Origin of the sequence: Pseudoalteromonas sp. PAB 2.2 (genome assembly GCF_001938575.1) — a bacterium.
GTDB lineage: Bacteria > Pseudomonadota > Gammaproteobacteria > Enterobacterales > Alteromonadaceae > Pseudoalteromonas > Pseudoalteromonas lipolytica.
In genome coordinates this window covers 168392-185916 of record NZ_LYPI01000007.1, presented here as the reverse complement: position 1 = coordinate 185916, position 17525 = coordinate 168392, and the positions used below count along the sequence as shown (strand labels likewise).

Sequence of the window (17525 nt, the reverse complement as noted above, 5' to 3'; positions counted from 1 at the left end):
AGGAAACACTATGACTCGTCAATCACAGTCTCTTAAACTACATCCTGATCGCCTATTTTCAAGCGATCCCGCTGTCGTAAACATTGCCCGTGAACTTTACAATGAAATTAAAGATCTCCCTATTGTAAGCCCTCATGGCCACACAGACCCTAAATGGTTTAATGAAAACCCTCATTTTGGTAACGCTACTGAGCTTTTCATAAAACCAGATCACTATGTGTTTAGAATGCTCTACAGCCAAGGCATCGACTTAACAACGTTAGGAATTCCTGAGCATGGCTTAGAAGGTGATATGGCGCGTTCTAAAAGCGTTGATCCAAAAAAAGCATGGCAAATTTTTGCGGACAATTATTACTTGTTCGCAGGTACACCCAGTGGCTATTGGCTAGACGCTGTATTTAGCGATGTTTTTGGTTTTACTGAAAAATTAAATTCAGACAATGCGCAAGACTATTATGACAAAATCACCGCAGAGCTGGCGACTGATGCCTATAAACCGCATGCGCTAATGGACCGTTTCAATATTGAGCTAATTGCAACCACAGAAGGTGCGCTAGACTCGCTCGAACATCATCGTGGCATGGCTGGCACAAACATGGCAAAGCGAGTTATTACAACGTTTAGACCAGATGATGTGGTTGATGCAAGTCGCGAAGACTTTATTGATAATGTCGCAAAACTAGGGGAGCTAACCGAGCAAGATACCACAACATGGCAAGGGTATTTAGACGCTATACGTATTCGCCGTGAGTACTTTAAAAAAGAAGGTCGCGCAACAGCCACTGACCATGGGCACCCCAGTGCAATAACTGCCGACTTGTCACTGAGTGAATGTGAAGCATTGTTCGAAAAATGCCGAACTGGTCACGCAAATGAGCAAGAACAAGAACTGTTTCGTGGACAAATGCTGACCGAGCTTGCAGGCATGAGTATCGAGGATGGTTTAGTAATGCAAATCCACCCAGGTGCACACCGCAACCATAACCAACCGATTTTCAATCAATTCGGTCGTGATAAAGGGGCAGATATCCCAAGCCAAACAGAATATGTAAACGCGCTTAAACCACTATTGAGTAAATACGGTAATCATCCAAAGTTAAAAATCATCTTATTCACCCTCGATGAAACCACCTATAGCCGCGAGCTTGCGCCACTTGCAGGCCACTACCCTAGCCTAAAACTAGGGCCTGCATGGTGGTTCCATGATAGTCCGGCTGGTATGCTGCGTTTTCGTCAACAAACCACTGAAACAGCGGGCTTCTATAATACTGTTGGTTTTAATGATGATACGCGTGCATTTTTATCTATTCCGGCCCGCCACGATGTCGCGCGTCGTGTGGATTGTCGCTATTTAGCTGAACTTGTTGCTAATCACCAAATTAGTATTGAGTCAGCGCATGAACTCGCTTATCAGTTAACCTATGGTTTAGTGAAAAAAGCATACAACTTATAATAAAAACACTTAGGCCAAAGCTTTGCTTTGGCCTTTTCAGGGGAGAACAACAATGAAACATTTACCCTCACGTCACCTGATACACACATCACTGATTACTTTCGCTGCTTTGTCTGTTACCGCTTGCCAACAAGCAGAACAACCCCAGCATCACAGCATAAAAGAAGCACAGACAGGTTCTGTTGCCACTGTTGATATTGCTAATCCCAGCCCGTTTAATCGCGAAGATGAAGCTATTTATTTAAGCTACTACGACTTAGGTGTAGCACCTAATACAACGCTTGCGGTAAATATCGGCGATAATCAAGTTGCCAATCAAGCGATTGATAAAGATTTGGATGGAAAGAACGATGGTATTTTGTTCGTTACTGATCTTTCTAAAGGTGAAAATATACACGCAGAGATAATCTCAACAACACGTCTCGCACCTTCCAAAAAGCGTGTACAAGCAGATTTAGCCCATAAAGTGGGTGGTGAATGGGTACCTCATACTCGCCCACCAAAACACCAACAAAATGCTGGAATGAAAGAATATGTCGGTGGCCAGTTTAAAAATGTTCAATCCATAACCCCTCCTGAATATTACACAGACCATTCAAACTGGATCCGCTATGAAGGACCGGGGATCGAATCAGATAAGGTCGGTTATCGCATTTACCTCGATTGGCGTAATGGTTTTGATATCTTCGGAAAACTGACTCCAGAACCCGTATTGCACAACGTTGGTTTAGATGGTTATAAGTCGTATCATTCGCTGCAAGATTGGGGAATGGACTTATTAAAAGTAGGAGGATCGCTAGGTGCAGGTGGTTTTGCCTATACCAATGAGAAAGGTAAGCTTGAACATGTCAGCAAAGTAGATACTCGTACTGCAAGCATCACTGCGAATGGCGATCTATTCGCCCAAATTCAACTTGATTACCATGGCTGGCAAAACAGCGAACAGCAACAAGACCTCAGTGCATTTATCAGTATGCAAGCGGGTTCTCCACTGGCAGAAGTCACCTTAAAACTCGACAAACCACTTGATAACATCACCGCAGGCCTTGTAAAACATCCCGATACGACCTTTTTAAAAGCCGATTTACAAAGCATGAGCAATTATGGCTATGGGTATATTGCTAGTTGGGGCAAACAAAGTCTCGACGGTAAGGCGCTAGGCATGGTGGTTTTTTTCAAAAAAGGGGATGTAAAAACAGTACGCCAAGATGATAAAAACTACTTAGTAGAATTAACGCCAAAAGGCCAGCAAGGCAGTCAGCAAGTTCACTATTATTTTGCATCTTTATGGCAAGCACAAAGCGGTATTAATACCGTAGAACAATTTGAGCATTATATTAAACAACAAGCGCAAAAGCTGACCATTAAGCCTCGAATTCAGCTCAAAACATCGTTGACACAGAATGCAATGCAAGCGTCTATCTCCGCAGAGTCTGCACTTAAGTGGACACAAGCATTCGCAGATTCTGAACTGGCGCGTAAAACGCTAGGCTACCACTATAATGGATGGGATGTTAACCGTAAGCGATCTCCAAAGTTTGAATATGACATTATTGGTATTCAACCGTATGCTTATTACACACTCGGTGAACTCACAGATAATGCGGAATATAAACAAGTCATTGAAAAAGTAACCGGAAGCTTTATTTCTGAAGATGGCCTTATTTCAGCCTATAAACAAAGCAATTTTAATATTGATAATATTCCGCCTGGTCGCAATTTAATTACGCTATACCAGCAAACAAATGAACAAAAGTATCTAAAAGCAATTCATGCGCTAAGAGAGCAATTACATAAACACCCTCGCACGTCGACAGGGGCATTTTGGCATAAGAAAAAATACCAAGGCCAAGTATGGCTTGATGGTGTGTATATGGGTATGCCTTTTTTAGCTGAGTACGCAGCCTTATTTGAATCGGGTCACCAACAACAAGAAACCTTTGCCGAAGTGGTGAACGAATTTAACTTAACCCGCGAGTTTTTAAAAGATACACAAACAGGGCTTTACTATCACGGCTGGGATGAGCTTAAACAACAGGCATGGGCTAATAAATCAACGGGGCTTTCACACGAGGTATGGGCTCGCGGAATGGGCTGGCTTGCGATGGCCGTTGTCGATGTACTTGATTATATTCCTGAACAAAATAGTCAGCAACGAAAACACTTACTTACCATGGTGGAAGAAATTGCCGACAGTCTAGAAAAAACGCAAGACCCAGCAACCGGCACTTGGTGGCAGGTAATGGATAAACCCAATGCGATAGGTAATTATAGAGAGTCATCAGCAACGGCGATGTTTACCTACTTCTATGCAAAAGCAATAAATAAGGGCTACTTAAGCACCGATTACCTTGCGACTGTATATAAGGCCTATCAGGGATTATTAAACGAATTTACCTTATTGCACCAAGATGGCACTGTGTCTATGACTAACCAATGTTATGTAGCGGGGCTTGGCTTTGGCCGTGATGGGAGCTATGACTACTACATGAGTGAACCTGTTGTTGCAAACGACCCTAAAGGCAACGCGGCGTATATTTTAGCTGGCACAGAAATGGTAAAATTGCTTCGTCAGAAAAGTAAATAATCATGCAAACATTTCGCTACTTATCGATTTTATTAACCTGTATTTTAAGCGTTTTTTGGTCAGTAAACAGCATTGCAAGCAATGTTAAACCCCCCCCGATTATGTGGTCGATATGGATGGCTGAATCAGAAATGCAACGTCATCCGCATGCCTATTTGATTGACTGGCGCACTGCTGCTCGCTGGGACTATACCCATGGCTTAGAACTTATGGCATTTGCTAAGCTTTATCAAAAAACAGGCGATACACGCTATTTCAATTACATAAAAGAGTATGTTGATAGCCTCGTTATGGACGATGGCACGATTAAGACTTATCAACAGAGTAAATACAACATCGATATGCTTAATGCTGGTAAGTTATTGTTTTTCATGTATGACGAAACAGGCAACAAAAAATATCGACTCGCCATCGACATACTAGTAAAGCAATTAGAAAAGCATCCCCGCACTACAGAAGGGGGATTTTGGCATAAAAAACGCTACACCTCACAAATGTGGCTCGACGGTTTATACATGGGCGCACCATTCTACGCTGAGTACATTCGTCGTTATGGTCAAAAAGAGCAATTTAGCGATGTTATCAAGCAATTCCAACTTATTGAAAAGCATTTATACCGACCTGATACCCAACTCCCTGTTCACGGCTGGGATGAGTTAAAGAGTCAAAAATGGGCTGACCCAATCACAGGACAATCAGCAAATCACTGGTCACGTTCAATAGGTTGGTATGCCATGGCGATGGTTGATGTGTTAGCGCAATTGCCAGATGATTATCCTGAAAAAACATGGTTATCTCGCCGCTTTAAACACTTAATCGATCGCTTATTACATTATCAAAATGACACTGGAACTTGGTATCAAGTCACAGATAAAGGCGGTGAAGCTGGTAATTATCCTGAATCCTCTGGAAGCAGCATGTTTACCTACGCAATCATCAAAGGAGTATTAGATAACGCCTTACCAGCCTATTACTTAGTGTACGCAGAACAAAGTTATGCTGGATTAATCGATGAATTCATTGCTGTCGACAAAAAAACAAAACGTATTTCAATCACATCAGCCTGTGAAGTCGCAGGGCTTGGCGGCAAGCCATATCGTGATGGTAGCTATGATTATTACTTAAGCGAAAATATCCGAGATAATGACCCTAAAGCAGTTGGGCCTTTTATTTTAGCGAGTCTTTTATTAGGCAGATAAGGAAATCAAGTGAAAGCGATTTATGTCTTAATAAATACCCTTTTTTTTGTCAGTGTTACTTTACCGGCTATTGAACTGATAGAGTTCCCCACTGAAAAAAATAACATGCCGCTCATTTGGCAGGCAGATTTAGAAAATGGGTATTACCAAAACCCTATCATTCATGCTGACTTTTCAGATCCTGATATCGTTGCCCTGGGTGATGATTATTACATGACGGCATCAAGTTTTAACTCTGCGCCGGGGTTGCCTATTTTACATTCAAACGACTTAGTTAACTGGCAACTCATAAATTACGCACTCCCTATTCAACAACCGCGTGAGCACTACAACACGCCACAACATGGTAATGGCGTTTGGGCACCCAATATTCGTTATCATAATGGCTTATTTTGGATTTTTTACCCTGACCCAGATTTTGGGATCTATGTTATTACAGCCAAAGACCCCGCTAAAGCATGGTCAACACCCACATTAATTCTAAAAGGGAAAGGAATTATCGACCCAACCCCCTTATGGGACGATGATGGCAAAGCTTACTTGCTTCATGCGTGGGCAAAAAGCAGGGCCGGATTTAACAATGTTCTCTCAATTCGTGAAATGAGTGCTGACGCCAGTTGGGTAAGTGACGAATACCAGCATATCGTCGATGGCAATACCCTGCCCTCATATCGTACCCTAGAAGGTCCTAAGTTTTACAAGCGTAATGGCTTTTATTACATTTTTGCTCCTGCAGGCGGAGTCGATTTAGGTTGGCAGTCGGTTTTTAGAAGTAAACACATACTAGGCCCGTATGAAGACAAAATTGTAATGGCACAAGGAAACTCGCTAACCAACGGCCCACACCAAGGAAGTTGGATCAACACGCCATATGGCCAAGATTGGTTTGTTCATTTTCAATCTAAAAATGCCTACGGCCGTATCGTGCATTTACAACCGCTTCAATGGCTTAATGATTGGCCCGTGATTGGCCGAGATCCCGATAAAGATGGCATCGGCGAGCCGGTTTTAAAGTATCGAAAACCCAAAGCTAAACGGTTCTTAAGCACTCAAATACCCAACAGCGATGAATTTAATGCTGAGCAACTTGGTTTACAATGGCAATGGAACGCAAATCCACAGCCACACTGGTTTTCTTTAACTGACAGTGCTGGCTATTTAACACTATCCCAACAGCAAAAAGTAGCAGACAGTTTGTGGCTTACTCCTTCGCTGTTATTGCAAAAACTACCGGCAGAGCGCTTTTTCGTTGAAACAAAATTAGTCTTTAATCCAGAAACTTACCAGGGCGACAGCGGTCTTTTATTGTTTGGCGAAGACTATGCGTGGATCGGTATATCGCGTTCAGATGAAGGCGCACTCCACCTTGTTTATAGCCAATGCAAAGGAGCACGAAAAGGATGTACAGAACATAAAACAATCATTACAGAGGTCACCACTGAGACAATGTATTTAAGATTACTGGTGCAACCTGGCGCTCATGCGGTATTTAGTTATAAAACGTCAGAAGCCTCACAATATCGGGCCATCGGAGAGCATTTTAGTGCCAAAAAAGGCCGTTGGGTTGGTGCCAAAGTGGGCTTATTCAATGTCAATAAGTTGTTCAGTCGCAATTCTCACTCTGTACATTACGATTATATTCGCTTTTCTAAGGTAGCTGATAAATGAAACACACACTCCCCCTTATCGCTTTTCTATTAAGTGGAATATCAAACCACGTTCATAGTGCGTCTTATACTCTTGAAAACACATATAAAAAGTTAAAACCACGCTACAGCGAGTTGCATCTACCAGATGACAGCCCAATAAGTAATTTAAACGTCGAACAACATACGTACCCAGGTAAATTGCGCTCCCAGTCAATCACTATTATTCGACCTAATAACAACACCGTATTACCACTGATTGTATTGGTGCATGGTGGTGGATGGGGCTCGGGTTCACCGGCCATTTTACAAACCCTCGCAGCAAAACTTGCCGCTAAGGGCTTTGTTGTGGCAACCCCTGCTTATACACTTTCGGATGAGGCGCAATACCCTGCATCGATTCACGATATTGCACTAGCAACACAGTGGTTAAAAAGTAACGCTTCACGCTTTCACTTAAACGCTGAAAAACTGACCCTTGCAGGCAGTTCAGCAGGCGGGCAAATAGCTGCCCTACTGGCTTATAGTCATGGCAAGTTATCGAATCAAAGTGCCTCATTGGCAGTGAATGCGCGCGTGTTAATCAACATTGATGGCCTGTCTGATTTCACTACCCCTTTGGCACTGCGCTACGAGAATGATAAAAATAAGGCGGTTACATCTGCCAGTAAGTGGCTAGGAGGTCGTTATGAAGAAGTCCCTGCAATTTGGCAACATGCATCCCCAATTAATTACATCTCAAACACAAGCCCTGCGACTTTATTTATCAACGGTGGCTTTGCGCGATTTTATGCAGGAAAAAAAGCAGTTCAAGAACAATTAACTGAGCGTGGCATTACAAACAAGGAGCATGTGTTTAAAGAGGCTCCCCATTGCTTTTGGCTATTTCACCCTTGGCAAAATAACACGGTTGAATTAATCAGTGAGTTTATTAATAAACAATTAGCCGTTGACTCTTCCCGTTGACTCGCGTGTAACGAGGTTAGGTGTCACTGTTTTTTGTAAGGCTAACTTTTCCTGATTATTACGGGATTTATTGATCAGCTTTTGGACTGCCAAACACGCCATATTAAACACTGGGCGTCGGATAGTTGTTAATGAGGGAATAATACGTGATGCCAAAATATTATCGTCGAATCCAGCCACTGAGAGCTCATCGGGCACTCTAATATTTAAGTTGTTTGCAACCCGAAGAACCGCTGCAGCCATTTCATCGTTATTTGCAACGATTGCAGTGGGTCTTGGTAAAGTATTAAGTAATTGCTCAGCACACGCCAAACCACTGTCATAATTGTTTTTACCTTCAACTATGCGGTCTGTTGGTAGCTTAACGTTATATACCTGCAACTCAGCCAAAAAGCCTGCTAAACGTTCAATCGACGAGCGGTAATGTTGAGGGCCCGAAATAAACCCAATATCTGTATGACCTAACTCGACTAAATGTGTCGCCATATCACGCATGGCAGCACGCTCATCAGACACAACAATATTGTCTGCATCATCTAAATCAACTGACGCAAGACGAACATAAGGACAATTAATTTCTCGAAGCGCTGCTGCCAATGCTTTATTTTCAGAGACAGGAGGTAAAATAATCACGCCATCTAGTTTTGAGCGCGAAATAAAACTAAGGCAATCACTAATGAAGTCATCGCGTTTTGATGATCCAGGGTGCACAACAAGCTCATAGCCAAGCTCAGCACAAACACTCAATGCGCCACGTTGCACTTCATCAATATACAGTGCATCTGGGTTATCATAGATTAAGCCCAGTAAGTAAGAACGACTCGACGCCAAACCGCGCGCTTGCTTATCTGGCGAGAACCCTGTTTCTTTAATAATTTCTAACACCCGCTCACGGGTTGCTTTACCGACCGCCGGTGAGCAGTTTATCACTCTCGAAACAGTGCGTTTAGAGACCCCTGATAAACGAGCAATATCGTTGATTGTTACAGACATATAAAATTCCAGAGTCAACTACTTAGCGACAGTAGTGTTCAGCTTTTAATTATTAAAAGTACACAAATTCGTTACATTATAAATGACAAAAGAGGCGACATGCACCTCTTTGGTGATTTTAATCTAATAAACCGAATAAGCGTGGTAAAAATTCACTAATTGCAGGTACATACGTAACCAACATTAGTACCAGAAACATCACTAAATAGAGTGGCATCATGGGTTTTATTATTTTATGTATCGCTGTTTTTGCGACTGCACAACTTACAAATAATACACTCCCCACTGGCGGAGACACTAATCCTATCGATAAATTGAGAACAATCATGATACCAAACTGAACAGGAGACATACCAAATTGCATTGCCACCGGTAAAAATATCGGTGTGAATATCAGTACAGCTGGCGTCATATCAATGAATGCGCCCACAAGTATCAAAATTAAATTAATTAATAACAAAATAATTATTGGGTTATCACTTAATGTTAAAAAGAATTCACTGACCATTTGTGGAATATGCGTATAGGACAAAAGCCACGACATTGCCGAAGATGCAGCAATAATAAGCATCACAATGGCGGTTGTTTCGCAGGCCTTAAGTAATAACTGAGGCATTTCATTTAAACGAATTTCTTTATACACAAACACAGCAAGGACGAGAGCATAAATCACGGCAACGGCCCCGGCTTCTGTCGCCGTAAAAACACCACCAATAATGCCCCCAATCACAATAAAAACAAGTAATAAACTGGGCAATGCTGCGATTATCTTTTCGAACATGACCGAAAAAGGCAGTCGCGCTGTCACAGGGTAATTGTTCTTAATAGAATAAATTGCACACACCATCATCAGTGCTAAACCGAGTAAAATACCCGGCAAATAACCCGCAATAAATAAGGCTGCAATCGATACTCCCCCACTCGCAATAGCGTAAATAATAAGAATATTACTCGGGGGTATTAGCATACCTGTTGTTGCCGCACTTGCTGTGACTGCTGCTGCAAAGTTTTCGCTGTAACCGTGCTTTTTCATTTCTGGTACCATAAAACTACCGATAGCCGACGTAGCTGCAACAGCAGAACCCGAAATAGCACCAAACATCATGCACGACATTACATTCACAAGCGCTAAACCACCGGGTAAGAAGCCAATCATTGCCATAGCACACTCAATTAAACGCTTGGCTATGCCTCCTTGGCCCATAATTAAACCAGACAAAATAAAGAATGGGATGGCTAACAAGGCAAAGCTATCCAGACCGCCCATCATCTGTTGGGAAATCGTAATACTTGCTGGCGTAAAATCCATATGTAGCGTAAGCGCAATCAGTGTAGATAATGCGATACAAATAGAAATAGGGACATTAATAAACAGTAAGATGAAAAAACACACAATTAGAATTATGGCTGTCATTTCCATTATGATTCCTCCATCACATTCATTAAGCAATTAACAATATTTTCAACGCAGTTAAATACAATTAATAGGCCACTTAACGGCAATACAGCATAAACAAAGCCCATATTAATACCCAGAGCTGCCGAGCTTTGTTCAAGCTCAAAACTCAGCATCATTAACAAACTGCCGCCATACACTAAAATGCAAGATGCGGTTATCAATACCGATAATTCAATAATAAAGGTGCATTTTCTGCGTAGTGTCGGAACCATTTTTTGATAGAACAGATCAAGTCCTAAATGGGCGCGAGTTCTGTATGCGTACGATGCGCCTAAAACCCCAATCCACATTAATAAAAAACGTGCTAACTCTTCTGTGTATGAACTTGGCGAACGCAAAATAAAACGCGAAAACACCTGCCAAGTCACGACGGCCACGATGGCGATCATCGCTACTATCAAAATCCGTTCTATTAATGAGTTAAGATGTGAATTTAGCTTTGTCATTTTGCCTCCCCCATCGCTTTGATAGCCTTGATATGTTGCTCAACAGGCGTACCTGCAAATGAAGCATGAAAATCGGCGACTTTATCCTGAAACGCTTTTTTGTCGGGGTAGGTAACTTCAACGCCGGCCTCAATAACCGCTTTAAGCGCTTCATCCGATGCTGATTGCCAGAGTGAACGTTGGTATTCAACAGAATCAGCCATGGCTTTAGTTAGCCATGTTTGCTGTTGTTCACTCAAGGACTCCCACACTTCTTGGCTGGCCAAAATAACATCAGGTACAAAGGTATGTTCATCTAACGAGTAGTACTTCGCAATTTCATAGTGGCGAGATAAGTAATAACTGGGTGGGTTATTTTCAGCGCCGTCAACAACCCCTTGCTGCAGAGCCGAATACAGCTCAGCCCACGCAATAGGTGCTGCAGCACCGCCAAGAGCTTGTACCGTCGCAACGGCCGTGGGGCTATTTAATACACGAATTTTCTGACCAATTAAATCCTCAGGCGTGTGAATGGGTTTTTGGGTCGTATAAAAGCTTCGGCTGCCTGCATCGTAATAACCTAACCCTTTGAGTCTTGCTGAAGATACTTTATCAAGCATGTCTTGACCTAACTGACTGTTTAATACGCGCCAAAAATGCGCACTGTCATTAAACAGATAAGGAATACCAAACACCTTCATTTCTGGCACAAAACCCTCAAGCGGACTCGCAGACACTTTGGTAATAGCGAGACTACCTATTTGTAGCAACTCGATAAGCTCTCGTTCTGACCCTAATTGACCACCGGGATAGATCACTATTTCCATACTTCCGTTGGAATAGTAATCTAAACGTTTTGCCATATACTCCATCGCTTGATGCACCACATGCCGGGTATCCAGCGTGTGGGCAAGCGTCAAGCGTGTGGTTTTGTTGTCATTGCTGCAGCTGGTTATAAAACCAAGCGTAAAAACCACAAAAACGCTGTAAAGAAGATTTCTATTCATTATTATTTCTTCATTGTGTGTTCTGTTAAATGTGGACTATCTCAATTGTTGCGGTTGATACTTGTCCATGTCGTCATAATCTAAGTTTTCACCAGCCATCCCCCAGATAAAGCTGTAATTCTGTGTCCCTGCACCAGAATGGATTGACCACGGTGGCGAGACCACAGCTTGCTCATTATGAATCCATAAATGCCGCGTTTCTGTTGGCTCACCCATAAAGTGACAGACCGCTTGCTCTTGAGGTATTTCGAAATAAAAATACACTTCGTTACGACGATCATGTTGATGAGCTGGCATGGTATTCCACACACTACCGGGCTTAAGTTCAGTTAAGCCCATTTGCAGTTGACACGTTTGTACCACTGTATTGATGAGCATTTGGTTGATATTACGCTCATTCGATGTCTCTAAACTTCCTAAATGAAGTACATTAGCATCTTGTTTAGTAACGTGTTTATTTGGGTAACTGTGATGCGCAGGTGCTGAATTTAAGTAAAATTTAGCTGGGTTTTTAGCATCATCACTGCGAAAAGACACTGATTTGTTACCCCGACCTAAGTAAAGTGCATCTTTATAGTCTAATGAGTAAGTTTCACCATCCGCTGTAATACTGCCTTTGCCCCCAACATTGATAATGCCCAATTCGCGACCATCAAGAAAATGGGCCGCTTTTAAGTTATCTAATGTTTCAAGCGTTAATGCGTTATTTAAAGGTACTGCACTGCCAACCATAAAACGTTCATAGTGGGTATAAAGCCAATACACTTTGTCGGCTTGCATTAATTTGTCGACTAAAAACTCGTTTCTCAATTGCTCAGTGTCAAACCCTTTTACTTCATTTGGGCCTACTGCGTAACGTGATTCAATTTCTGTGTTCATTGTTTTATTTTCCTACTAACGTGCTAACCATCCGCCATCAACTGCCAAAATATGTCCATTGACATAATCACTGGCTCGTGATGATAAAAAGATTGCGGTACCAATTAAATCTTCAGCTTCTCCCCAGCGCCCTGCTGGGATACGTTTTTCTATTTCGCTATTGCGCCCAGGATCATCCTGAAGCGCTTGCGTGTTATCTGTTCTAAAATACCCAGGTGCTATCGCGTTAACCTGAATGTTATATTGTGCCCATTCATTTGCTAAGGCTTTGGTAACGCCTGCAATAGCATGTTTACTTGCTGTGTAAGCGGGCACAGTCATTCCGCCACTGTATGACAGCATGGATGCAATATTGATAATTTTACCTTGACCCTTTTCGATCATTTTCGGTGCAAATGCCTGAGCAAGTAAAAAGCTGGCATCAAGGTTAACCTTTATCACCTTTTGCCATTCATCGTAGGGGTAATCGATAGCGGGACTTCTAAAAATGGTGCCACCCACATTGACCAGAATATCGATGCCATCATTAACCGACAACGCCTTTTCTGCTAATGCTGACACGCTTTTGGCATCGCTCAAATCAGCGGCAATATCCCATGTTTTCGATGCGCTTTTAGCTATTTCGCTACATGTTTCTTCGCAACCATGCTCACGACTACTGCTACAGATCACATCAGCCCCAGCAGCGGCTAATCCCATTGCAATTTGCTTTCCTAAGCCACGGCTCGCGCCTGTTACTAAAGCCGTTTTCCCCTTTAAATCGAATAGCTGTGTTGTCATAAAATTAACCTTTTTATCTGCTAACTCTCTGTATCAGCCTCTTCAAATAAGATGATACAAAAGTTTGAATGCCTGTTTTAACACCACTTTAATAAACAAGTTGTAAAAACATTCACAAAGTTGTTAATAGCCATTCTTCGCTACCGGTGGCAATTTGTCAAATTTTATTTGCCACCGGTGGCAAATATGTCTAAGATGTAAAAATCAACACGCCAATTAAGGTTAAAAATGGGTCAAATGTATGTACACACTAAATAGAAAAAACGTCAATAAAAACAAATACCCGACGACTATAATGCAATTCGGTGAGGGGAATTTCTTACGCGCTTTTGTGGATTGGCAAATCGACAAATTAAATGAACAAACAGGTTTAAACGCGGGTGTCGCCATTATTAGACCAATTGATTACGACACATTACCGCTACTTAATACTCAAGATGGTCTCTATACCAGTATTATTCGAGGCATTAATGAGCAAGGTGAATCGGTATCTAATGAACGCATTATTAGCTGTGTAAACGAAGAAATTCCTATTTATAAAGAATTCGATAAATATTTACAGCTCGCAGAAAGTGAAGATCTAAAGTTAATTTTTTCTAATACAACCGAAGCAGGCATCGAGTACATTAGCGAAGACTCACTCACTGATAAGCCAGCAAAAGCCTTCCCTGCGAAATTAACTCAATGGTTATTTCACCGCTTTAATCACTTTAACGGTGCAAGTGATCGCGGCATGATCATCATTCCTTGTGAACTAATTGATTATAATGGTGAAAAATTAAAAGAAATTGTCCTCAAGTACTGCCAACTATGGGATTTACCCAGCGAGTTTGTTAGCTGGCTTAACGAGCATAATTATTTTTGCTCGTCGTTGGTTGACCGCATCGTGACGGGCTTCCCACGTGATGAACATCAACACTTGCAAGAACAATTTGGCTACTACGACAACTTCATGGTCACAGCTGAATATTTTCATTTATTTGTTATTCAAGGGCCGCAACATTTAGCTGACGTATTATGTTTAGAAGGCAGTGATGTCAATATTAAAATTGTTGACGATATAGCCCCTTACAAACAACGTAAAGTCGCCATTTTAAACGGTGCACATACTGCGATGGTGCCTTTGGCCTATATGGCAAATATCGACTCTGTGGGCGAAGCGCTCGCCTCACCATTAATCGAGAAATATGTAAGTAAACTGATTTTTGACGAGATTATTCCCACACTATCTTTACCTAAAGATGAATTGCAGGTATTTGCCAATGATGTGCTTAATCGCTTTAGAAATCCGTATATTTGTCATTTACTTATGTCGATATCACTGAATAGTATGACCAAATTTAAAACGCGATTACTGCCGCAGTTAGAGCAATATATTGTAGATAATAAAACCGTTCCAGCACTCATTGCGACAGCAATTGCGGGGCAAATTTTGTTTTACCGCGGCGAGCGGAATGGTCAACCCATTGAGCTTTCAGATAGTCCTGAGTGGATCACTTTATTCAAATCCCTGTGGCAACAGCACCAAGGTGGTGCGATAACATTGAAAGAGCTTGTCAGCAGTGTGCTTGGCGCTAAGTGGCATTGGGATAAGGATCTCAATGAACTGACAGGATTGACTGACCTAGTAACAGAACAGCTTAACAGCATGCTTACGACCTCTGTTGAAGAGACACTATCAAAACAAGTGGAATTATAATCATGGCACAGTTATTAAGACTTCATAATACTGATGATGTTGCTATTGCCCTGAGCCCAATTAGTGCGGGTGAACACATTGAGTTTGAAGACTTCTCGTTCACCGCATTAGACGACATCGAAAAAGGACATAAAATTGCGTTAAAGCCAATTTCAAAAGATGACCGTGTTATAAAATATGGCGCTCCAATTGGTTTTGCTCTTGAAGATATAAAGCAAGGTGCTTGGGTTCATACCCACAGCATTAAAACGACCCTGCATGATGAGTTAGAGTATCAATATCAGCCTGAATTTGTCAGTCAAGCTCCTGCTGAGCCCTCTCCACCCGTGAATATATATCGCAGAGCGAATGGCGAAATTGGTATACGTAACGAAATTTGGTTGATTCCAACGGTTGGCTGCGTCAACGGTATGATCAAACAAATGAAAGATGAGTTTCTACGAAATCACCCCGATCTTGGCATTGACGGGGTTCATATATTTCCTCATCAATTTGGGTGTTCACAGTTAGGTGACGATTTAGAAACCACGAGAATTTTACTGCAAGATATGGCATTACACCCTAATGCCGGTGGTGCATTAGTTGTCGGTTTAGGATGCGAGAATAATCAGCTTGCCGCCTTTAAAGCGGGGTTAGGTGATATTGATGAGAATCGAATAAAATTTTTAGTATCTCAGCATTCCGATGACGAAGTAGAAGATGGTGTCGCGCTGCTAGAACAAATTTACGATGTAATTAAACATGATAAACGTGAACCCGGTCTGCTGAGTGAAGTAAAGTTTGGTCTTGAGTGTGGTGGCAGTGATGGTTTATCCGGTATCACAGCAAACCCAATGCTAGGTTATTTTTCTGATTACTTAATTGCTCAAGGTGGAACGACCGTACTGACCGAAGTACCCGAAATGTTTGGTGCAGAAACCTTACTAATGTCTCGCTGTAAAGATGAAGACACCTTTAACCAGCTTGTCAGCATGGTAAATAATTTTAAAGGTTACTATAAAGCGCATAACCAACCCATTTATGAAAACCCGTCTCCGGGTAACAAAAAAGGCGGCATAACTACATTAGAAGACAAATCGTTGGGCTGTACTCAAAAAGCAGGTACCAGCAAAGTACAGGCCGTGCTTGATTATGGTGAACGATTAAGTACTCCAGGACTCAATTTACTCAACGCCCCCGGCAATGACCCCATTGCCACCAGCGCACTTGCAGCTGCGGGCTGTCATATTGTGCTCTTTACCACCGGGCGAGGTACGCCTTACGGTGGTTTTGTGCCTACTTTAAAAATAGCCACTAATTCAGAGCTTGCGAAAAAGAAAACCCGCTGGATCGACTTCGATGCTGGTGTGCTGGTGAATGGCAAATCCATGCCTGAAGTTCATCAAGAATTTGTCGATTTGTTGGTGGATGTAGTGAATGGTAAACCGACCTGTAATGAAGTAAATGATATTCGCGAAGTAGCCATCTGGAAAAAAGGAGTAACCCTCTAATGTCAAAAAAGAAAATTGCCATTATTGGGGAATGTATGGTGGAGTTGTCAGGGGCTATTTTTGGCGAAATGCAACAAAACTTTGGTGGCGATACCATGAATACAGCCATTTACATGAAAAAATTGGCAAGCGAACGCATTGATGTCAATTACGTCACTGTGATGGGAGAGGATGCGTTAAGCCAAGCAATGATTGCTCGCTGGCAAGACTACCAGGTTAACTGTGACACCGTATTAACCGACAGTAACAAGCATGCTGGTTTATACATGATCCAAACTGACGCCCATGGCGAACGCACTTTTCAATATTGGCGCAATGATTCTGCGGCAAAATACCTCGTTCGCCACGCTAAATTTGCTGATATTGTTAGCCAGTTAAAAGCAGTCGATGCAGTTTATTTGTCGGGTATTTCACTCGCAATTTTGCCCATCGATGATTGTAATATTTTACTTAATGTATTGGCTGATCTAAAAGTTCATGGTGTTAAAATTATCTACGATAGTAACCACCGGCCAACGCTTTGGGCATCTCAATCTCATTGCCAACAGAGCAACAACCGTATGTATCAGCTTGCTGATTTAGCCTTGGTGACATTTGAAGATGAAGCCCAAATTTGGGGCTTTAACAACCTCACAGAATGTCGTGAGCACTTGCATCAACAAGGTGTAAAGCAGCTGGTCATTAAAACCGGTGAAAAGGGATGTCAATACAGTGAAAATAGTCACAGTATTGTCAATCAGTATGATGCCAGACTGGTAGATAATGTTGTTGATACCACTGCAGCAGGTGATTCATTTAATGCGGGGTTTTTAAGTTATTGGTTGCTAGACCATGACATTGCAAGCTGTGCAGAGGCTGGAAATCTCGTTGCAGGACAGGTTATTCAACAACGAGGGGCCATCGTCCCAATAGATAACTCAATACTAAACAGCACACTTTAGG

14 protein-coding genes are annotated in these 17525 nt (G+C 42.1%); 8 read left to right on the top strand and 6 right to left on the bottom strand.

What is annotated here, in order from left to right:
- The first annotated feature begins 10 nt into the window (after positions 1-10).
- The 5 genes from uxaC to BWD47_RS01220 are packed head-to-tail and all read left to right on the top strand — an operon-like array spanning position 11 to position 7851.
- Positions 11-1453 (top strand): glucuronate isomerase, encoded by a 1443-nt coding sequence (gene uxaC / locus BWD47_RS01240; RefSeq protein WP_075593212.1) that lies wholly within the window; start codon positions 11-13, stop codon positions 1451-1453.
- Between the two features lie 52 nt (positions 1454-1505).
- Positions 1506-4040, top strand: coding sequence for a glycoside hydrolase family 88 protein (locus BWD47_RS01235; RefSeq protein WP_075593211.1), 2535 nt, complete (start codon positions 1506-1508; stop codon positions 4038-4040).
- 2 nt (positions 4041-4042) lie between these two features.
- Complete coding sequence (locus tag BWD47_RS01230; RefSeq protein WP_075593210.1) at positions 4043-5239, top strand: glycoside hydrolase family 105 protein; 1197 nt, start codon at positions 4043-4045, stop codon at positions 5237-5239.
- 9 nt (positions 5240-5248) lie between these two features.
- Positions 5249-6907, top strand: coding sequence for a glycoside hydrolase 43 family protein (locus BWD47_RS01225; protein WP_075593209.1), 1659 nt, complete (start codon positions 5249-5251; stop codon positions 6905-6907).
- A complete protein-coding gene (locus BWD47_RS01220) occupies positions 6904-7851 on the top strand; it encodes an alpha/beta hydrolase (RefSeq protein ID WP_083633605.1) in 948 nt (315 codons plus the stop codon). The genes BWD47_RS01225 and BWD47_RS01220 overlap by 4 nt, the downstream gene beginning before the upstream one ends.
- On the opposite strand, the gene BWD47_RS01215 is transcribed toward BWD47_RS01220, so the two are convergent.
- The 6 genes from BWD47_RS01215 to kduD all read right to left on the bottom strand — a co-directional run bounded on the left by BWD47_RS01215 (position 7828) and on the right by kduD (position 13394).
- Complete coding sequence (locus BWD47_RS01215; protein ID WP_036972278.1) at positions 7828-8844, bottom strand: LacI family DNA-binding transcriptional regulator; 1017 nt, start codon at positions 8842-8844, stop codon at positions 7828-7830. The two genes, BWD47_RS01220 and BWD47_RS01215, sit on opposite strands and share 24 nt — an antisense overlap.
- Before the next feature lie 118 nt (positions 8845-8962).
- Positions 8963-10264, bottom strand: coding sequence for a TRAP transporter large permease (locus tag BWD47_RS01210; protein ID WP_036972281.1), 1302 nt, complete (start codon positions 10262-10264; stop codon positions 8963-8965).
- A complete protein-coding gene (locus tag BWD47_RS01205; protein WP_036972283.1) occupies positions 10264-10749 on the bottom strand; it encodes a TRAP transporter small permease in 486 nt (161 codons plus the stop codon). Before BWD47_RS01205 ends, BWD47_RS01210 begins: the two co-directional genes overlap by 1 nt.
- A complete protein-coding gene (locus tag BWD47_RS01200) occupies positions 10746-11735 on the bottom strand; it encodes a TRAP transporter substrate-binding protein (RefSeq protein ID WP_036972284.1) in 990 nt (329 codons plus the stop codon). The genes BWD47_RS01205 and BWD47_RS01200 overlap by 4 nt, the downstream gene beginning before the upstream one ends.
- Positions 11736-11771: 36 nt before the next feature.
- The gene (gene kduI / locus BWD47_RS01195) at positions 11772-12614 is read right to left on the bottom strand and encodes a 5-dehydro-4-deoxy-D-glucuronate isomerase (RefSeq protein WP_036972286.1); all 843 of its coding nucleotides are present in this window, start codon (positions 12612-12614) and stop codon (positions 11772-11774) included.
- Positions 12615-12629: 15 nt separating this feature from the next.
- Entirely contained in the window at positions 12630-13394 is a 765-nt protein-coding gene (kduD, locus tag BWD47_RS01190) for a 2-dehydro-3-deoxy-D-gluconate 5-dehydrogenase KduD (protein WP_036972287.1), read from the bottom strand.
- 241 nt (positions 13395-13635) lie between these two features.
- Here kduD and BWD47_RS01185 point away from each other — a divergent pair, with 241 nt between their 5' ends.
- The 3 genes from BWD47_RS01185 to BWD47_RS01175 are packed head-to-tail and all read left to right on the top strand — an operon-like array spanning position 13636 to position 17524.
- A complete protein-coding gene (locus BWD47_RS01185; protein WP_036972288.1) occupies positions 13636-15093 on the top strand; it encodes a tagaturonate reductase in 1458 nt (485 codons plus the stop codon).
- Between the two features lie 2 nt (positions 15094-15095).
- Complete coding sequence (locus BWD47_RS01180) at positions 15096-16583, top strand: UxaA family hydrolase (protein WP_036972290.1); 1488 nt, start codon at positions 15096-15098, stop codon at positions 16581-16583.
- The gene (locus BWD47_RS01175; protein WP_074988726.1) at positions 16583-17524 is read left to right on the top strand and encodes a sugar kinase; all 942 of its coding nucleotides are present in this window, start codon (positions 16583-16585) and stop codon (positions 17522-17524) included. The genes BWD47_RS01180 and BWD47_RS01175 overlap by 1 nt, the downstream gene beginning before the upstream one ends.
- Position 17525: the final 1 nt, after the last annotated feature.

What these genes read in the sequence shown, in the direction of transcription:
- uxaC (WP_075593212.1), top strand. Translation starts at nt 11, where the DNA reads ATGACTCGTCAATCACAGTCTCTTAAACTACATCCTGATCGCCTATTT.
- BWD47_RS01235 (WP_075593211.1), top strand. Translation starts at nt 1,506, where the DNA reads ATGAAACATTTACCCTCACGTCACCTGATACACACATCACTGATTACT.
- BWD47_RS01230 (WP_075593210.1), top strand. Translation starts at nt 4,043, where the DNA reads ATGCAAACATTTCGCTACTTATCGATTTTATTAACCTGTATTTTAAGC.
- BWD47_RS01220 (WP_083633605.1), top strand. Translation starts at nt 6,904, where the DNA reads ATGAAACACACACTCCCCCTTATCGCTTTTCTATTAAGTGGAATATCA.
- BWD47_RS01215 (WP_036972278.1), bottom strand. Translation starts at nt 8,844, where the DNA reads ATGTCTGTAACAATCAACGATATTGCTCGTTTATCAGGGGTCTCTAAA.
- BWD47_RS01210 (WP_036972281.1), bottom strand. Translation starts at nt 10,264, where the DNA reads ATGGAAATGACAGCCATAATTCTAATTGTGTGTTTTTTCATCTTACTG.
- BWD47_RS01205 (WP_036972283.1), bottom strand. Translation starts at nt 10,749, where the DNA reads ATGACAAAGCTAAATTCACATCTTAACTCATTAATAGAACGGATTTTG.
- BWD47_RS01200 (WP_036972284.1), bottom strand. Translation starts at nt 11,735, where the DNA reads ATGAATAGAAATCTTCTTTACAGCGTTTTTGTGGTTTTTACGCTTGGT.
- kduI (WP_036972286.1), bottom strand. Translation starts at nt 12,614, where the DNA reads ATGAACACAGAAATTGAATCACGTTACGCAGTAGGCCCAAATGAAGTA.
- kduD (WP_036972287.1), bottom strand. Translation starts at nt 13,394, where the DNA reads ATGACAACACAGCTATTCGATTTAAAGGGGAAAACGGCTTTAGTAACA.
- BWD47_RS01185 (WP_036972288.1), top strand. Translation starts at nt 13,636, where the DNA reads ATGTACACACTAAATAGAAAAAACGTCAATAAAAACAAATACCCGACG.
- BWD47_RS01180 (WP_036972290.1), top strand. Translation starts at nt 15,096, where the DNA reads ATGGCACAGTTATTAAGACTTCATAATACTGATGATGTTGCTATTGCC.
- BWD47_RS01175 (WP_074988726.1), top strand. Translation starts at nt 16,583, where the DNA reads ATGTCAAAAAAGAAAATTGCCATTATTGGGGAATGTATGGTGGAGTTG.